The organism is Mycolicibacter longobardus, assembly GCF_002102265.1.
In the GTDB taxonomy this organism is placed as follows: domain Bacteria; phylum Actinomycetota; class Actinomycetes; order Mycobacteriales; family Mycobacteriaceae; genus Mycobacterium; species Mycobacterium longobardum.
The window spans coordinates 60,748-76,877 of record NZ_LQPG01000050.1; the positions used below are offsets into that span (position 1 = coordinate 60,748).

Annotated in this window: 18 protein-coding genes; 13 read left to right on the forward strand and 5 right to left on the reverse strand. The window is 68.7% G+C overall.

The genetic code is table 11. The features are described 5' to 3' along the window. Positions 1–73: 73 nt before the first annotated feature. Positions 74–1,501 (forward strand): amidase, encoded by a 1,428-nt coding sequence (locus tag AWC16_RS20880; protein WP_085266629.1) that lies wholly within the window; start codon positions 74–76, stop codon positions 1,499–1,501. Between the two features lie 4 nt (positions 1,502–1,505). On the opposite strand, the gene AWC16_RS20885 is transcribed toward AWC16_RS20880, so the two are convergent. Beyond that, positions 1,506–1,925: a MarR family winged helix-turn-helix transcriptional regulator gene (locus AWC16_RS20885; RefSeq protein ID WP_085266630.1), complete on the reverse strand. Its 420-nt coding sequence runs from the start codon at positions 1,923–1,925 to the stop codon at positions 1,506–1,508. 177 nt (positions 1,926–2,102) lie between these two features. On the opposite strand from AWC16_RS20885, the gene pyrH reads away from it, so the two are divergent. Genes pyrH through rlmN form a run of 4 tightly spaced genes read left to right on the forward strand, consistent with a single transcriptional unit; the run spans position 2,103 to position 5,434 of the window. Then, entirely contained in the window at positions 2,103–2,852 is a 750-nt protein-coding gene (gene pyrH / locus AWC16_RS20890; RefSeq protein ID WP_085266631.1) for a UMP kinase, read from the forward strand. 15 nt (positions 2,853–2,867) lie between these two features. Continuing rightward, complete coding sequence (gene frr, locus AWC16_RS20895; protein WP_085266632.1) at positions 2,868–3,425, forward strand: ribosome recycling factor; 558 nt, start codon at positions 2,868–2,870, stop codon at positions 3,423–3,425. A 22-nt stretch (positions 3,426–3,447) separates the two neighbouring features. Beyond that, positions 3,448–4,314 carry a phosphatidate cytidylyltransferase gene (locus tag AWC16_RS20900; protein WP_085266633.1) on the forward strand — a complete coding sequence of 289 codons (867 nt, stop codon included), beginning with the start codon at positions 3,448–3,450 and terminating at the stop codon, positions 4,312–4,314. Positions 4,315–4,339: 25 nt separating this feature from the next. After that, the gene (gene rlmN / locus AWC16_RS20905; protein WP_085266634.1) at positions 4,340–5,434 is read left to right on the forward strand and encodes a dual-specificity RNA methyltransferase RlmN; all 1,095 of its coding nucleotides are present in this window, start codon (positions 4,340–4,342) and stop codon (positions 5,432–5,434) included. A gap of 84 nt (positions 5,435–5,518) precedes the next feature. Here rlmN and AWC16_RS20910 read toward each other — a convergent pair whose 3' ends face one another. The 4 genes from AWC16_RS20910 to AWC16_RS20925 are packed head-to-tail and all read right to left on the reverse strand — an operon-like array spanning position 5,519 to position 7,754. Continuing rightward, positions 5,519–5,773, reverse strand: coding sequence for a DUF2631 domain-containing protein (locus AWC16_RS20910; RefSeq protein ID WP_085266663.1), 255 nt, complete (start codon positions 5,771–5,773; stop codon positions 5,519–5,521). A 43-nt stretch (positions 5,774–5,816) separates the two neighbouring features. Next, positions 5,817–6,434 (reverse strand): TetR/AcrR family transcriptional regulator, encoded by a 618-nt coding sequence (locus AWC16_RS20915; RefSeq protein ID WP_165759282.1) that lies wholly within the window; start codon positions 6,432–6,434, stop codon positions 5,817–5,819. Positions 6,435–6,438: 4 nt separating this feature from the next. Next, a complete protein-coding gene (locus AWC16_RS20920; protein ID WP_085266635.1) occupies positions 6,439–6,675 on the reverse strand; it encodes a hypothetical protein in 237 nt (78 codons plus the stop codon). Beyond that, the gene (locus AWC16_RS20925; protein WP_165759283.1) at positions 6,672–7,754 is read right to left on the reverse strand and encodes an oxygenase MpaB family protein; all 1,083 of its coding nucleotides are present in this window, start codon (positions 7,752–7,754) and stop codon (positions 6,672–6,674) included. The genes AWC16_RS20920 and AWC16_RS20925 overlap by 4 nt, the downstream gene beginning before the upstream one ends. 178 nt (positions 7,755–7,932) lie before the next feature. Here AWC16_RS20925 and AWC16_RS20930 point away from each other — a divergent pair, with 178 nt between their 5' ends. The 8 genes from AWC16_RS20930 to AWC16_RS20965 all read left to right on the forward strand — a co-directional run bounded on the left by AWC16_RS20930 (position 7,933) and on the right by AWC16_RS20965 (position 16,111). Next, positions 7,933–8,772 (forward strand): helix-turn-helix domain-containing protein, encoded by an 840-nt coding sequence (locus AWC16_RS20930; protein WP_085266667.1) that lies wholly within the window; start codon positions 7,933–7,935, stop codon positions 8,770–8,772. Beyond that, a complete protein-coding gene (locus tag AWC16_RS20935; RefSeq protein ID WP_085266636.1) occupies positions 8,726–9,118 on the forward strand; it encodes a VOC family protein in 393 nt (130 codons plus the stop codon). The genes AWC16_RS20930 and AWC16_RS20935 overlap by 47 nt, the downstream gene beginning before the upstream one ends. Positions 9,119–9,122: 4 nt before the next feature. Further along, entirely contained in the window at positions 9,123–10,295 is a 1,173-nt protein-coding gene (gene dxr / locus AWC16_RS20940; protein WP_109561523.1) for a 1-deoxy-D-xylulose-5-phosphate reductoisomerase, read from the forward strand. After that, on the forward strand, positions 10,292–11,509 hold the full coding sequence (locus AWC16_RS20945) for a M50 family metallopeptidase (protein ID WP_085266637.1): 1,218 nt from the start codon (positions 10,292–10,294) through the stop codon (positions 11,507–11,509). Before dxr ends, AWC16_RS20945 begins: the two co-directional genes overlap by 4 nt. A gap of 13 nt (positions 11,510–11,522) precedes the next feature. Beyond that, complete coding sequence (gene ispG / locus AWC16_RS20950; RefSeq protein ID WP_085266638.1) at positions 11,523–12,674, forward strand: flavodoxin-dependent (E)-4-hydroxy-3-methylbut-2-enyl-diphosphate synthase; 1,152 nt, start codon at positions 11,523–11,525, stop codon at positions 12,672–12,674. Positions 12,675–12,717: 43 nt separating this feature from the next. Then, positions 12,718–13,569: a GNAT family N-acetyltransferase gene (locus AWC16_RS20955; protein WP_085266639.1), complete on the forward strand. Its 852-nt coding sequence runs from the start codon at positions 12,718–12,720 to the stop codon at positions 13,567–13,569. 118 nt (positions 13,570–13,687) lie between these two features. After that, positions 13,688–15,508, forward strand: coding sequence for a penicillin-binding transpeptidase domain-containing protein (locus AWC16_RS20960; protein ID WP_085266640.1), 1,821 nt, complete (start codon positions 13,688–13,690; stop codon positions 15,506–15,508). 21 nt (positions 15,509–15,529) lie between these two features. After that, positions 15,530–16,111, forward strand: coding sequence for a DUF1707 SHOCT-like domain-containing protein (locus AWC16_RS20965; RefSeq protein WP_085266641.1), 582 nt, complete (start codon positions 15,530–15,532; stop codon positions 16,109–16,111). The last annotated feature ends 19 nt before the right edge of the window (positions 16,112–16,130 follow it).

Sequence of the window (16,130 nt, forward strand, 5' to 3'; positions counted from 1 at the left end):
GAACCCCCGGCGGCGACCCGCTGCGCCCGGCCCCGGCGGCGATCGCCGCGTGCGCTCTTGCTAGCGTCTGAGCATGCAATACGTGCACGCATTCGGCGACGACGCGCTCGGCGACTCCGACACGGTCGGCCTGGTTGAACGACTCCGATCAGGCGACGTGTCGGCCGCCGAGCTCGTCGAAGCCGCCATCGCACGTACCGAAGCGGTCAATCCCCAGCTGAACGGGCTGGCTTACCGGGCGTTCGACCGCGCTCGGGAGTCGGCCCGTCAGAGCGGGAGCGGCTCTTCGGGGATCTCGGGGTTCTTCCAAGGCGTCCCGACGTTCATCAAGGACAACGTCAGCGTCGCCGGGATGCCGACCATGCAGGGCGCCGACGCCTGGCAACCGCACCCGGCCGCCGCCGACGGCGACTTCGCCAAGCTCTACCTGAACACCGGCCTGATCATGCTGGGCAAGACCCAGTTGAGCGAGTTCGGGTTCAGCGCCTCCGCCGAGCACCCGCGCATCGGCGCGGTGCGCAACCCGTGGAACACCGACTACACCGCGGCCGCGTCGTCGTCGGGATCGGCGGCGTTCGTCGCCGCCGGGGTGGTGCCGATCGCGCACGCCAACGATGGCGGCGGATCGATCCGCATCCCCGCGGCCTGCAACGGACTGGTCGGCCTCAAGCCTTCGCGGGGCCGGCTGCCCCTCGACAAGGACCTGCGTGCCATGCCGATACGCATCGTCTTCAACGGAGTGGTGACCCGCTCGGTGCGTGACACCGCCGCCTTCTACGCCGAAGCGGAACGGATCGCGCGCAACACCAAGCTGCCTCCGGTCGGTGATGTCCGGGCACCGGGCACCCAGCGGCTCAGGGTCGCGGTGATCACCCAGTCCATTGCGCGCGAGACCTCCCCGGAGATGCGCGAGCTGACGTGCAAGACCGCGGCGCTGCTCGAGGAACTCGGCCACCGCGTCGACTACCTCGACGGTCCGCCGGTGCCGGCGTACTTCGCCGACGACTTCCTGCTCTACTGGGCGTTTTTGGCGACCGCATTGGTCAAGGGCGGGAGGCGGATGTTCGGTCCCACCTTCGACCGCAGCCGACTGGACAACCTGACGTTGGGGCTCGACCGCCACGCCACCCGTCATCTGTACCGGCTGCCGCTGGCGGTGGCCCGGCTGGCGACCATACGCCGGCACACGGCGCGGATGTTCCGCAATTACGACGTGGCACTCACCCCGACGCTGGCCCACGAGACACCGCGGGTCGGCCACCTGGACCCCACCGCCGACTATGAGCAGATCATCGACCGGCTGATGGACTGGGTGGCGTTCACCCCGCTGCAGAACGCGACCGGTGAACCGGCGATCTCGCTGCCGCTCGCCGAGTCCGCGGCGGGGTTGCCGGTGGGCATGATGTTCAGCGCCCCGCTCGGGCACGATGCCCGGCTGCTGGAGCTGGCCTACGAACTGGAGGCGGCGAAGCCCTGGCGCACGATGGCGGGCCGAGCCTAGGCCGTCACTGCGTCCCGATGCGCTCCAACATCTGTCGCAGCCGGTGCTGCTCGGCCGGTGTCAACGCGGCCAGCACCCGGCCGTCGGCAACCCGTACGGCGTCCTCCGCCCGTTTCAGAAGATCCTGGCCAGCCTCGGTCAGGTTCGCCGGCAGGGCGCGACCGGACGACACCGAATCCGGGCGGAACACCGCGCCCCGATTCTGCAACCGGTGCAGCACGGTGTTCATCGCCTGCGGGGTGACACCGGCGCTACGGGCCAACTCGGCGCTGGACAGCCCCGGGCGCATGGACAACGCGCGCATGCAGACGAATTCGGGCAGCGTCAGCCCCAGCGGTCCCAGCACCGCGGTCACCTGCGGGCGCAGCGCAGAGCTGACCCGGTACAGCAGGTACCCCAGCGGAGCCCCGTCCACATCACCCATATCAAAGATCCTGACATACAGCGTCCCGATGCTGAGCCACTATTGGATCGTTTTCCCGGCCCGGTGTGCGGCCGGTACCCCGGCCGCTGTTTGACCGGCCCGGTAGGGCAGGATGACAATGCCGTCGCGGACGATTTTCGCGATGGCGCTGTCATGCGCGGAGCCCCAAGGAGCCTGATGACGGAGCCGACGAGTACCGACGCGGTCCGACCGACCGGCCGCCCTCCCTACTCCCGGGTGTTGCTCAAGCTCGGCGGGGAGATGTTCGGCGGCGGGCAGGTCGGGCTGGACCCCGATGTGGTGGCCCAGGTGGCCCGCCAGATCGCCGAAGTGGTCCGCGACGGTGTCCAGGTGGCGGTCGTGATCGGTGGCGGCAACTTCTTCCGCGGCGCCCAGTTGCAGCAGCGCGGCATGGAGCGGATGCGCTCGGACTATATGGGCATGCTCGGCACCGTCATGAACAGCCTTGCGCTGCAGGACTTCCTGGAAAAGGAAGGCATCGACACCCGGGTGCAGACCGCGATCACCATGGGGCAGGTCGCCGAGCCGTACATCCCGCTGCGGGCCCAGCGGCACTTGGAGAAGGGCCGGGTGGTGATCTTCGGTGCCGGTATGGGGTTGCCGTACTTCTCCACCGACACCACCGCCGCCCAGCGAGCGCTGGAGATCGGCGCCCAGGTGGTGCTGATGGCCAAGGCGGTGGACGGAGTGTTCACCGCGGACCCGCGGGTGGACCCCAATGCCGAACTGCTCACCTCGATCACCCATCGCGAGGTGATCGACCGCGGGTTGAAGGTGGCCGATGCCACCGCGTTCAGCCTGTGCATGGACAATGGCATGCCGATCCTGGTGTTCAACCTGCTGACCGACGGAAATATCGCGCGGGCGGTCGCGGGTGAGAAGATCGGGACACTGGTCACCAGCTGAAGAGGAGAGGCGCACATGATCGACGAGGCTCTCTTCGATGCCGAAGAGAAGATGGAGAAGGCTGTATCGGTGGCCCGTGACGACCTCGCGACCATCCGCACCGGCCGGGCCAACCCGGGCATGTTCTCCCGGATCGTCATCGACTACTACGGGTCGACCACTCCGATCACCCAGCTGTGCAGCATCAACGTCCCCGAGGCGCGGCTGGTGGTGATCAAGCCCTACGAGGCGTCCCAGCTGGGCGCGATCGAGACGGCGATCCGCAACTCCGACCTGGGCCTGAACCCCAGCAACGACGGTTCGCTGATCCGGGTGGCGGTGCCCCAACTCACCGAGGAGCGTCGTAAGGAACTGGTCAAGCAGGCCAAGGCCAAAGGCGAGGACGCCAAGGTCTCGGTGCGCAACATCCGTCGTAAAGCGATGGAGGAGCTGCACCGCATCCGCAAAGACGGCGACGCCGGTGAGGACGACGTCGCTCGCGCGGAAAAGGATCTGGACAAGTCCACTCAGCAATATGTGACCCAGATCGATGAGCTGGTCAAGCACAAAGAAGGCGAGCTGCTGGAGGTCTAGCGGCCGTTCAGCAGGCAAAACCGTGGTAGATCATGACACCGGCGTAGACGCCGCGGATTCGCAGCCGAAACAGTCGCGAGCCGGCCGCAACCTTCCCGCGGCGATCGCCGTCGGCGCCGTCCTGGCGGGCATCCTGGTCGCGGTTCTGCTGTTCGCCCCGCGCTTCTGGGTGCTGATCCTGGCGGTGGCCACTCCCATTGCCACTCACGAGATCACCCGGCGGCTGCGTGAAGCCGGCTACGCCGTGCCGTTTATCCCGCTGGCACTCGGCGGCCAGGCGATGTTGTGGCTGTCGCTGCCGTTCGGGGCCAGGGGAGTGCTGGGCGCGTTCGGTGCCACTGTGGTGATCGCCATGATGTGGCGGCTGGTCGACCAGGGCCTGAACCACGCCCCGGTCAACTACCTGCGAGACATGTCCGCGACGGTGCTGATCGCGGTCTGGGTGCCGCTGTGCATGAGCTTCGCGGCCCTGCTGGTCTTCCGCGACGACGGCCCCGGTCGGGTGCTGTGTCTGCTGTTCCCGGTGGTCTTCTCCGACATCGGCGGGTACGCCGTCGGTGTGCTGTTCGGCAAGCACCCGATGGCGCCGGCGATCAGCCCGAAGAAGTCCTGGGAGGGTTTCGCCGGATCGCTGGTGTTCGGTGTTGCGGCGGCGGTGTTCGCGGTGACGATGTTCCTCGACCGGCCGTGGTGGGTGGGGCTGCCGCTGGGGCTGTTGCTGGTGCTCACCGGAGTCTTCGGCGACCTGATCGAATCCCAGGTCAAACGCGATCTGGGGATCAAGGACATGGGCCGGCTGCTGCCCGGCCACGGCGGGATCATGGACCGGCTCGACGCGCTGCTGCCCGCGGCCGTGATGACCTGGATCGTGCTGACCGTTCTGCCGTGAGCACGCAGGCATACTTGAACGGATCATGACGCAACAGCTGGTGTTCACCGCACCGCGACGGGCCCTGCCGCCGCGGCATCTGGCGGATCTGGACCCGGCCGGTCGTGCCGCGGCCGTCGCGGAACTGGGTCTGCCGGCGTTCCGCGCCAACCAGCTGGCCCAGCAGTACTACGGCCGGCTGATCGCCGATCCGCAGCAGATGACCGACCTGCCGGCCGCGGTGCGTGCAACTGTGGCCGAGGCGTTGTTCCCCACGCTGCTGACCGCGTCCAGCGAGATCGAATGCGACGCCGGCGAGACCCGCAAGACCCTCTGGCGGGCGCATGACCACACCAAGTTCGAATCGGTGTTGATGCGCTACCCCCGCCGCAACACGGTGTGCATCTCCTCGCAGGCGGGCTGCGGCATGGCATGCCCGTTCTGCGCGACCGGCCAGGCCGGACTGACCCGCAACCTTTCCACCGCGGAGATCCTCGAACAGGTGCGGGCGGCGGCGGTCGAGTTGCGGGATCGGGACCATGGTCGGCTGTCCAACATCGTGTTCATGGGCATGGGGGAGCCGTTGGCCAATTACTCCCGGGTGGTCGCAGCCGTCCGGCGGATCACCGAGGCGCCCCCGAACGGGTTCGGGATCTCGGCGCGATCGGTGACGGTGTCCACGGTCGGGCTGGCCCCGGCGATTCGCAAGCTCGCCGACGAGCGCCTCGGGGTGACGCTCGCGCTGTCGCTGCACACCCCGGACGATGAGCTGCGCGACACCCTGGTCCCGGTCAACAACCGGTGGAAGGTCTCCGAAGCCCTTGACGCCGCTCGCTATTACGCGGACGTGACGGGTCGGCGGGTGTCGGTGGAATACGCACTCATTCGCGATGTCAACGATCAACCCTGGCGGGCGGACCTGCTGGGCAAGAAACTGCACCAGGCGCTGGGGCCGTTGGTGCACGTCAACCTGATTCCGCTGAATCCGACGCCGGGCAGCGACTGGGATGCCAGCCCCAAGCCGGTGGAGCGGGAGTTCGTCCGGCGGGTTCGGGCCCAGGGGGTGGAGTGCACGGTGCGCGACACCCGCGGCCGGGAGATCGCCGCCGCGTGTGGGCAATTAGCAGCCGAGAACGACTAGCCCAGTTCATCGAAACCGACGTTTTGCAGGCGTCTCCTCGCGCTTGTCTGCAGAACGTCGGTTTCGGCGCGCAGTTCGGCGCGCTCAGCGCAGCCAGCCGCGCTTACGGCCGATGAAATCGCGCACCACGACGAGAAGCGACAGCGCGGCGAACCCCAGCAGGAAGTAGTCCTCGACGTGGCCGATGTGGTTGCCGCGCAACATCAGCAGCAGGAATCCGACGATGCACAGGCCGACGACGTACCAGGTGCGGTAGTTGATCGCACTCCAGCCCCACGCCGCGGACGGCACCTCGACGGGGTCGACCCCGGTGTGGCGCTCTACCTCGGTACTGGCCACTTCGACTCCTCTGTTCTGTTCGCCTGAGCAACTGCGCAACATGCTAGCCGATCTCGAATGTCCGGTAGGCCGCCCGACCGACGATCTCGGCCAGGCTCTCCGGAGTCCACCGCCGCTCATCGCCGAGCAGCATCCGGGCGGCGGCCTCGCAGATGGCCAAGAACACCTCGGTGAGTGCGGCCAGGGTGCGGTCGGATTGAGCCCGTTGCTCCAGCAGCGGTCGCATGACGGTGGCGACCCGCTCGGCGAGTCGGGCCCGGCCGGACACGACGGCCGCGGCCAGCACTGGATCCTGGTCCGCAGTGAAAATGATCCGCCACGATGCCGGGCGCTCGCGCACGGTGGACAAGAACGCGCAGAAACCCGCGACGAACCTCTCCTCGACGCTGCTGACCCCCTGCGGCGGCAACGCGGAAAGCAGGTTGGTCAGCATCAGCTCGGTTTCCCGGTCCAGCAGCGCGGCGAGCAACTCTCCGCGGCCGTCGTAGCAGGCATAGACCACCGGCCGGGTAACTCCGATCCGCTCGGCGATCGCCGCCATCGTCACCCCGGCGACGCCGTGCTCGGCAGCGATCTGCAACGCGGCGTCGAGCACCTGGGGCCGGCGTCGATCGGGGCCGAGGTGTTCGGCGCGGTTCCGGCTCCCGGCTGCGTTGCCCACCGACTCAGCGTAGGTGGATGTCGGCGATGATCAGCACCGGCCAGGCGACGATCTCTCCCAGCACGGAGAACACCTTGTCTGCTCCGCGGACGTCGTGAAGGTGCTGGTAATGGTTGCCAGCCCAGAACAACCCGATCACCAGGTAGGCGTTGAGCGCCACCGCGCCCATGACGGCCAGATAGAACAGCTGGCGAATGCTCAGCTGGTGGTCCAGCAGGCGCTGTAGGCCGTCCAGCTTCATCGGATGCTCCCCAGAATCGGCTGGGATTCCAGGAGCGCCTCGTCGCTGGGTGCCCGACCTTCGCCGAAGACCCGATTTGCCTGCTTGGCCCGGAATTCGAGGTGGGCCTGCGCCGGGATGGCGTAGCCGAACCGCTGCTGGGCCTCCCGCGGCGTCGTGGTGACCGGATTGACCGGCCGGATCGATCGGAGCACCCGGGTGCCGATCGGCAGCGTCATCGGTGAGATCAGTCGCAGCAGGATCAACTGCAGCCGTGGGCTCAGACTGAGCAGGGTGAACGCGGCACTCAGCGGTGGCACCACCAGCGCGTCGAGCAGTCGCGAAGTGCCGACGCCGCCCAGTTCGCGCATCCAACGTGGCATGGTCGCCAGGGTTCCACGGCGCAGGAAGGCGGTGATGACCCGCGCGCCAGGCCACAGCAACCGCGGCAGCGTTGGCGGCAGAATCACCTCGGCGCGCAGCAGGTGCGCCATCGCGCGCCGGGCGATGGCGGAGTTGATCAGCTGTGGGCGCATCTCCTCGAAATAGGCGCGGATGCCCTCCCGGGTGCGCGGCACGTCGGCCGGGTCGAGGGTCTGCAGTTCGGCGGCCTTGGCGCAGTCCGCCCAGTAGGACGCCTCATCCTCGGCCGACAACCGCCCGGGACCGTACTTCTCGTAGGCGTAGAGGATCGAGTGCCAGGCCGTGAGGTGGATCCACATCTGGGAGGCCGGGTCGTTGGCGTCATAGTCGGCACCGGTGACCGGGTCGACGCCGATGGCCTTGGAGTGGATCCGCACCAGCATGTCGGCGGCCTCGGCGGTGGTGCGGCTTTCACCGAAGGCCACCATCGCGAAGTACCGCAGCGTGCGGTCGTAGCGCGTCCGCGGCCGGTCGTAGATCGCCTGGGTGTGGTCGACCGAGGCGACCAGCCCGGGGTCCAGTTCCTCGATGACCACGGCGCGCTGGAAGCCGATCGACAGCGAGGTCGGGTAGCTCCACACCTTCCAGGTCACCGAGTCGGGGCCGAAAAACCCGTAGTCCTCGGCGGGTTCGGCGTCGGGCAGGGACAGCCATTCGCGCAGGGTGCTCAATTTCATCCGCCTTCCGCCATTTCCTGGCTCGCTCTTTTTCCTACACTGTGTAGGATTTTGCCCGCGGCGCGACGGACCGTCAAGGGTTGGATTTCGCTACTACCGTGGGTGGATGGCCTCCGATGCCGAGGCGATCTGGGATTTCGCCGTGGCCCCGCCGCACACTGCGCCGGGTGTGAGCTCCATGGTGGGTTACCGCGCACTCGACGTCCCGAACGCCGTGCACCGGGGGATGCCGTCGTCGACGTTGACCTTCATCGTCAGCCTCGACGACGGCGTGGAAGCCGCCGATACCGCGGCGGCACTGCCGGAGGCCCGGCCTAATCCGGTCATTCTCGGCGGCCTGCACCTGCAGGCCAGCCACGTGCGGCAACGTCGCGGACAGGCGGGTGTGCAGGTGGCCCTGCATCCGCTGGCCGCGCGGGCGGTGTTGGGCGTGCCGGCAGCCGAGTTGAGCGTGACCGACTTCGACGCGGTGCCGGTCCTGGGGCGCGGCTCGGCGCAGCTGCATGAGCGGGTCGCCGAAACCCGGTACTGGCCGGACGCGTTCGCACTGGTCGCGGGGTATCTCGTGGAAGGCCGCCGCCGACACGACACCACCGTGCGACCCGAGGTGGCCTACGCCTGGCATCTGCTGGGGCGCAGCCGGGGGCGGCTGCCGGTCGCTGCCGTGGCGCAGCGGGTTGGCTTGAGCCAGCGGCATCTGACCACGCTGTTCCGCCGCGAGGTGGGCCGCACGCCGAAGACCGTGGCGATGCTGATGCGCTTCGAATACGCGACCGCCCGGATGGCCGACGCGGCACGTGGTCACCGGCGCGTCGACCTGGCCGGTATCGCCGGTGACGCCGGATACGCCGATCAGGCGCACCTGACGCGCGAGTTCGTCCGGTTCGTCGGTGTCCCGCCGGGGGCCTGGCTCAGCGAAGAGTTCCAAAACATTCAAGACGGCGGGCACTCGATCAGATCAGAGTGGTGTCATGACAACTTCGAATCCGACCGTCTGGCTGACCCTGCAAGCGCATGACGCGTCCAAACTGATCGACTACTACGTCGACACCTTCGGTTTCGTTGTCACGGCTCGCTACGGCGACGGGGACACCGTGGACCATGCCCAACTGAACTGGCCCGAAGGCGTCGGCGGCATCATGCTCGGCAGCTACCGACCCGGCAACATCTGGTGCCGAGAACCCGGCACCGCCGGTGGCTACGTCGCCACCAACGACCCCGACGGGCTGTACGAGCGGGTGCTGGAGCACAGCGCCGACGTGGTGCAGCCCCTGGCCGACACCGACTACGGGTCCCGCGAGTTCACCGTCCGTGACCCGGAAGGCAACCTGTGGAGCTTCGGCGATTACCCGGGAGCACAATAGATGGGTGAAGACCGGCCGGATCAAAGTTCTGCTGTTGGGCTCGACCGGCTCGATCGGAACCCAGGCGTTGCAGGTCGTCGCCGCGAATCCGGAGCGTTTCGAGATCGTCGGGCTGGCGGCCGGCGGCGGTAACCCGCAGCTGTTGGCCGCCCAGCGCGCCGAGACCGGCGTCACCAACATCGCCGTCGCCGACGCACAGGTCGGCGAAGCGCTCGATGCCGCCTACTGCGGACCCGAGGCCGTCACCCGGTTGGTGCAGGACACCGAGGCCGACGTGGTGCTCAACGCCCTGGTCGGCGCGCTCGGACTGCGGCCCACGCTGGCGGCGCTGGAAACCGGGGCCCGGCTGGCGCTGGCCAACAAGGAATCGCTGATCGCCGGCGGCCCGCTGGTGCTGCAAGCGGCCCGGCCGGGCCAGATCGTGCCGGTGGATTCCGAGCACTCGGCGATCGCTCAGTGCCTGCGCTCCGGTACCGCCGACGAAGTCGCCAAGATCGTGCTGACGGCTTCCGGCGGGCCGTTCCGCGGCTTCAGCGCAGCCGAGCTGGAGCACGTCACACCCGAGCAGGCCGGGGCGCACCCGACCTGGTCGATGGGCCCGATGAACACACTGAACTCGGCGTCGCTGGTGAACAAGGGCCTCGAGCTCATCGAAACCCACCTGCTCTTCGGCGTCCCCTACGAGCGCATCGACGTCGTGGTTCACCCGCAGTCGATCGTGCATTCCATGGTCACCTTCACCGACGGTTCGACGATCGCCCAGGCCAGCCCGCCGGACATGCGCCTGCCCATCGCGTTGGCCCTGGGCTGGCCGGCGCGGGTGCCCGGGGCGGCCGCGGCTTGTGATTTCTCGACCGCGTCCACCTGGGCGTTCGAGCCGCTGGACGACGCCGTTTTCCCCGCGGTGCAGCTGGCCCGCCACGCCGGTCAGGCCGGTGGCTGCATGACCGCGGTCTACAACGCGGCCAACGAAGAAGCGGCAGAAGCGTTCCTCCAGGGCCGGATCAGCTTCCCCGCGATTGTGGGCACGATCACCGATGTGCTGGGCGCCGCCGACCAATGGGCCGCACAACCCGCTACCGTGGAAGAAGTACTCGACGCGCAGCGCTGGGCCAAGGAACGGGCGGCTCGCGCCGTCGAGGCGGCAGCTACAAGAAAGGTCGGAAGCACCCGATGATGTTCGCGGTCGGCATCGCGCTGTTCGCGCTGGCCATCCTGATTTCGGTGGCACTGCATGAATGCGGTCACATGTGGGTGGCGCGCGCCACCGGCATGAAGGTGCGCCGCTACTTCGTCGGCTTCGGCACCACCTTGTGGTCCACGCGCCGCGGCGAGACCGAGTACGGCCTCAAGGCGATCCCGGCCGGTGGCTTCTGCGACATCGCCGGCATGACCGCGGTCGAGGAACTGGCGCCCGACGAGGTCGACCGCGCCATGTACAAGCAGAAGACCTGGAAGCGGGTGGCCGTGCTGGCCGCCGGCCCCGGCATGAACTTCATCATCGGCCTGGCGCTGGTCTACACGATCGCGGTGATCTGGGGCCTGCCCAACCTGCACGCGCCCACCACCGCCGTCATCGGCGAAACGGCCTGCGTGGCACCCGAAGTCGTCAAGGGCCAGCTGGGCGCCTGCTCGGGTCCCGGTCCGGCGGCGCTGGCCGGCATCCAGTCCGGCGACGTGGTGGTCAAAGTCGGCGACATCCCGGTGTCGACGTTTGAGGAGATGGCCGCCGCGGTGCGCAAGCAGCACGGCTCGACGCCCATCGTGGTCCAACGTGACGGCACCGAGCTGACCAAGTACGTCGACGTGACTCCCACCCAGCGCTGGATCGCCGACGGGCGCGACAGCGAGGCCGTCCCCAGCACCGTCGGCGCCATTGGGGTGGGGGCCGCCCAGTTCGGGCCCACCCAGTACAACCCGATCACGGCCGTTCCGGCCACGTTCGCCTTCAGCGGGGACCTGTCGGTGCTGCTGGGCAAGTCCCTGGCCAACATCCCGTCCAAGGTCGGCGCACTGATGCACGCCATCGGCAATCCGCACGGGGAGCGCGACCCGGAGACCCCGATCAGCGTGGTGGGCGCCTCGATCATCGGAGGCGATACCGTCGACCACGGGCTGTGGGTGGCGTTCTGGTTCTTCCTGGCCCAGCTGAACTTCATCTTGGGAGTGCTCAACCTGGTGCCGCTGCTGCCGTTCGACGGCGGGCACATCGCGATCGCGCTCTACGAGAAGCTGCGCAATCTGGTCCGGTCGGCCCGCGGCAAGGTCGCCGCGGCGCCGGTGAACTATCTCAAGCTGATGCCGGCCACCTACGTAGTCTTGGTCGTGGTGGTCGGCTACATGCTGCTCACCGTGACCGCCGACTTGGTCAATCCGATCAGGCTGTTTTGATAGGAGACCGCTGATGTCCGTCGGCCTAGGAATGCCGGCCGCCCCGGCGCCCACGCTGGCGCCACGCCGAAAGACCCGCCAACTGATGGTCGGCGGGGTCGGGGTGGGCAGCGACTACCCGATTTCGGTGCAGTCGATGTGCACCACCAAGACCCACGACGTCGACGCGACCCTGCAACAGATCGCCACGCTGACCACCGCCGGCTGCGACATCGTGCGGGTGGCCTGCCCGCGCCAGGAAGACGCCGACGCACTGGCCGAGATCGCCCGCAAGAGCAAGCTTCCGGTGATCGCCGACATCCACTTCCAGCCCAAGTACATCTTCGCCGCGATCGACGCCGGATGCGCCGCCGTGCGGGTCAACCCGGGCAACATCAAGGAGTTCGACGGCCGGGTCGGCGAAGTCGCCAAGGCCGCCGGCGCCGCCGGCATCCCGATCCGGATCGGCGTCAACGCCGGCTCACTGGACCAGCGCTTCCTGGCCAAGTACGGCAAGGCCACCCCGGAAGCGCTGGTGGAATCCGCGCTGTGGGAGGCGTCGCTGTTCGAGGAGCACGGCTTCGGCGACATCAAGATCAGCGTCAAGCACAACGACCCGGTCGTGATGGTGGCCGCCTACGAGCAGCTGGCCGAGAAGTGCGACTACCCCCTGCACCTGGGCGTCACCGAGGCCGGCCCGGCCTTCCAGGGCACCATCAAATCCGCGGTGGCCTTCGGTGCGCTGCTGTCCCGCGGTATCGGCGACACCATCCGGGTGTCGCTGTCGGCGCCGCCGATGGAAGAGGTCAAGGTCGGCAACCAGATTCTGGAGTCGCTCAACCTGCGGCCGCGGGGGTTGGAGATCGTCTCGTGTCCGTCCTGCGGACGGGCCCAGGTGGACGTCTACACGCTGGCCAACGCCGTCACCGCCGGCCTGGAGGGGATCGACGTCCCGTTGCGGGTCGCGGTGATGGGCTGCGTGGTCAACGGTCCCGGCGAGGCTCGCGAGGCGGACCTCGGTGTGGCGTCGGGCAACGGCAAGGGACAGATCTTCGTGCGGGGCGAGGTGATCAAGACCGTCCCCGAGGCGCAGATCGTCGAGACCCTGATCGAGGAGGCGCTGCGCCTGGCGGAGCAGATGGGGGACGGATCTCCCGGCGGTTCGCCCACCGTCGCCGTAAGCTGATCGCAGCCGCGCGCGGCAGTTGAGTTCGCAAGAAAGAGTCACCATGTCGGCTCCGCCGGATATCCGTCTCGACCAGCGACGGGTATCTGTCGTGCGCGACGCCGCCGCGGTCTGGCGGGTACTCAACGCCGATCCCATCGGCTCCTGCATGGTTGCCGCCCGGGTCGCCGACCACGGTGTCGATCCCCGGTCGATCGGCGGGGAACTCTGGACGCGCGGCGGCGCGGACGAATCGCTGTGCTACGCCGGTGCGAATCTGATCCCGTTGCGCGGGGCGCCGGCTGATCTGACCGCGTTCGCGGACAAGGCGGTGAGCGCGATCCGGCGGTGCTCGTCGCTGGTCGGGCGCGCCGAGCTGGTGTTGCCGATGTGGCAGCGTCTGGCCGATGTCTGGGGTCCGGCCCGTGACGTGCGGGAGAGCCAGCCGCTGATGGCGCTGCACACCATGCCCACGTGCACGTTCGACACCGAGGTGCGCCAGGTGCGTCCCGACGAGCTCGACGCCTACCTGGTGGCGGCCGTCGACATGTTCATCGGGGAGGTCGGCGTGGACCCGCGCGCCGGCGACGGCGGCCGCGCCTACCGGCGGCGGGTGTCCAACCTGATCGCGGCGGGTCGGGCCTGGGCGCGCTTCGAACGTGGCGAGGTGGTGTTCAAAGCCGAGGTCGGCTCGCAATCGCCGGCGGTGGGACAGATTCAGGGCGTCTGGGTGCACCCGGAATGGCGTGGGCGTGGGCTGGGCTCCGGCGGCACCGCGATGCTGGCGGCGGTGATCGTCGGTACCGGGCGCGTGGCCAGCCTGTACGTCAACGATTTCAACGAGGTGGCCCGGGCCACCTACGAGCGGGTGGGGTTCACCCAGGCCGGCACCTTTGCGACGGTATTGCTCGACTGAGTGCCCGGCGGCTGCCGCCCGACGGCGGTTGCTCGACGCCGTTCGTGAGGTTCCGTCTCGATGCGATCTCGGTGCGCCTCCGCACCGCGACCGTTCCCATTTCGTAACATCTGCCTCAATGACAACTGCAAGCTCATTCGTCACACGCGTCACGGGCCTGTTCGCGGTGGTGCTCGCCGCGGCCGGGGTGGCGGCCTGCACCCCGCGCCCCGATGGCCCCGGGCCCGTCGCCGAGCGGTTCTTCGCGGCCCTGGCCACCGGGGACACCGCCACCGCCGCCGAACTCAGCGACGACCCCTCCACGGCCCGCAGCGCTCTCAACGCGGCCTGGGCGGGCCTGCAGGCCGAGCATCTGGAGGCGCAGGTGCTCGGCTCGCGCTACAACGACGACACCGGCGGCGTGGCCTACCGCTACACCTGGCGACTGCCGAAGAACCGGACCTGGACCTATGACGGTCAGCTCAAGATGGTCCGCAACGAAGGCCACTGGGCGGTTCGCTGGACGGCCACCGGCCTGCACCCCAAGCTGGGGGAGCACCAGACCTTCGCGCTGCGGGCCGACCCCCCGCGGCGAGCCGCGGTCAACGAGGCGGGCGGAACCGACGTGTTGGTGCCCGGCTACGTCTACCACTACCAGCTGGACGCCGGCCGGGCCGGCCAGAACCTGATGCGCACTGCGCGTGCGGTGATCGATGCCCTGCGGCCCTATGACGACGCACTGGGCGACGCCCAGTGGCTCGCCGAAAAGGCCAGTTCCTCGGTGAACCCGCTCGACCTGATCACGCTGCGCAAGAGCGACCACGACCGCGTCGAAGCCGCCATCGGCCGGCTGCCCGGCGTCGTGATCACCCCGCGTCCCGATCTGCTGCCCACCGATGACCGCTTCGCGCCGATGCTCGTCAGCGAGGTCAAGAAGACCGTCGCGGCCCAGCTCGAAGGTGAGGCGGGCTGGCGTGTTGTCAGCGTCAACCAGAACGGCGTCGACGTGGCGGTGCTGCACGAGGTCGAACCGGCGCCGGCGCCCTCGCTGACGATCAGCCTGGACCGGTCGGTGCAGCGCGCCGCCCAGAACGCGGTCAACACCCGGGGCGACAAGGCGATGATCGTGGTCATCAAGCCGTCGACGGGCGAGTTGCTCGCGGTGGCCCAGAACAGTGCCGCCGACGCCGACGGCCTGGTCGCGACCAGTGGCCTGTATCCGCCCGGGTCGACGTTCAAGATGGTCACCGCGGGCGCGGCGATCGAGCGGGACATGGCGACACCGAACTCCATGGTGGGCTGCCCCGGCGAACTCGACATCGGCCAGCGCACCATCCCCAACTACGGCGGGTTCGACCTGGGCCTGGTGTCGATGTCGCGGGCCTTCGCCAATTCGTGCAACACCACGTTCGCCGAGCTGGCCAGCCGGATGCCGCCGCGGGCACTGTCACAGGCGGCCAGTCGCTACGGGATCGGAGTGGACTACCTGGTGGACGGGATCACCACGGTCACCGGCTCGGTTCCGCCGACCGTCGACCTGGCCGAGCGCACCGAGGACGGATTCGGTCAGGGCAAGGTGCTGGCCAGCCCGTTCGGCGTCGCGCTGGCCGCGGCGACGGTCGCGGCGGGCCGCACTCCGGTGCCCCGGCTGATCGAGGGCCGGCCGACCACGGTCAACGGACCGGTTGGCCCGCCGGTCAGCGAGGAGATGCTCGACGGCCTGCGCGAGATGATGCGGCTGGTGGTCACCGACGGCACCGCTCGCGACATCGCCGGCTGCGGGCCGGTCTTCGGCAAGACCGGGGAGGCTGAATTCGCCGGCGGGTCGCATTCCTGGTTCGCCGGTTATCGGGGTGACATGGCCTTCGCCTCGCTGATCGTCGGCGGCGGCAGCTCGCAGTATGCGGTGCGGATGACCAAGGTGATGTTCGACTCGTTGCCGGACAACTTCCTGCTCTGACGCGCGGTAAGTTGGAGAGCCATGACGGGTCTCGACGATGACGTAGCCGCCCTGCTGCGTATCTCGGATGCCGACCGCAACGGCACGCTGCGGCGGCTGCACAATGCCGTCTCCCTCGGGCTGATCGACATCGGCGAGTTCGAGGAACGAGCGGCGCAGGTCTCGCAGGCCCGGATGCGCTCGGAACTCGACACCCTCATCGGTGACCTGCCCGGACCGCGCGCCATCGTCACCTCGGCGGCCGACCGGGTCGAGCTGCGGGGCTGGGCTGGCTCGCTCAAGCGGCACGGGGAATGGATCGTCCCGACCCGGTTGGCGTTGGTGCGGCGCCTGGGCTCGGTGGACCTCGACCTCACCAAAGCCCGCTTCGCGGGGCCGGTCGTCGTCATCGAACTCGACATGCGGTTCGGCTCGGTCGACATCCGGCTGCCCGACGGCGCCAGCGCCTCGATCGACGACGTCGAGGTCTACGGCGGCAGTGCCCGGGACCGTCGTCCTGACCCGCCCGCTGAAGGCGCCCCGCACCTGGTGCTGACCGGGCGGGTGGTGTGCGGCTCGGTCGACATCAAGGGACCCCGGCGCAAGCTGCGCTGGCGACGCTGACCAGCTCCGTTAAGCTGGC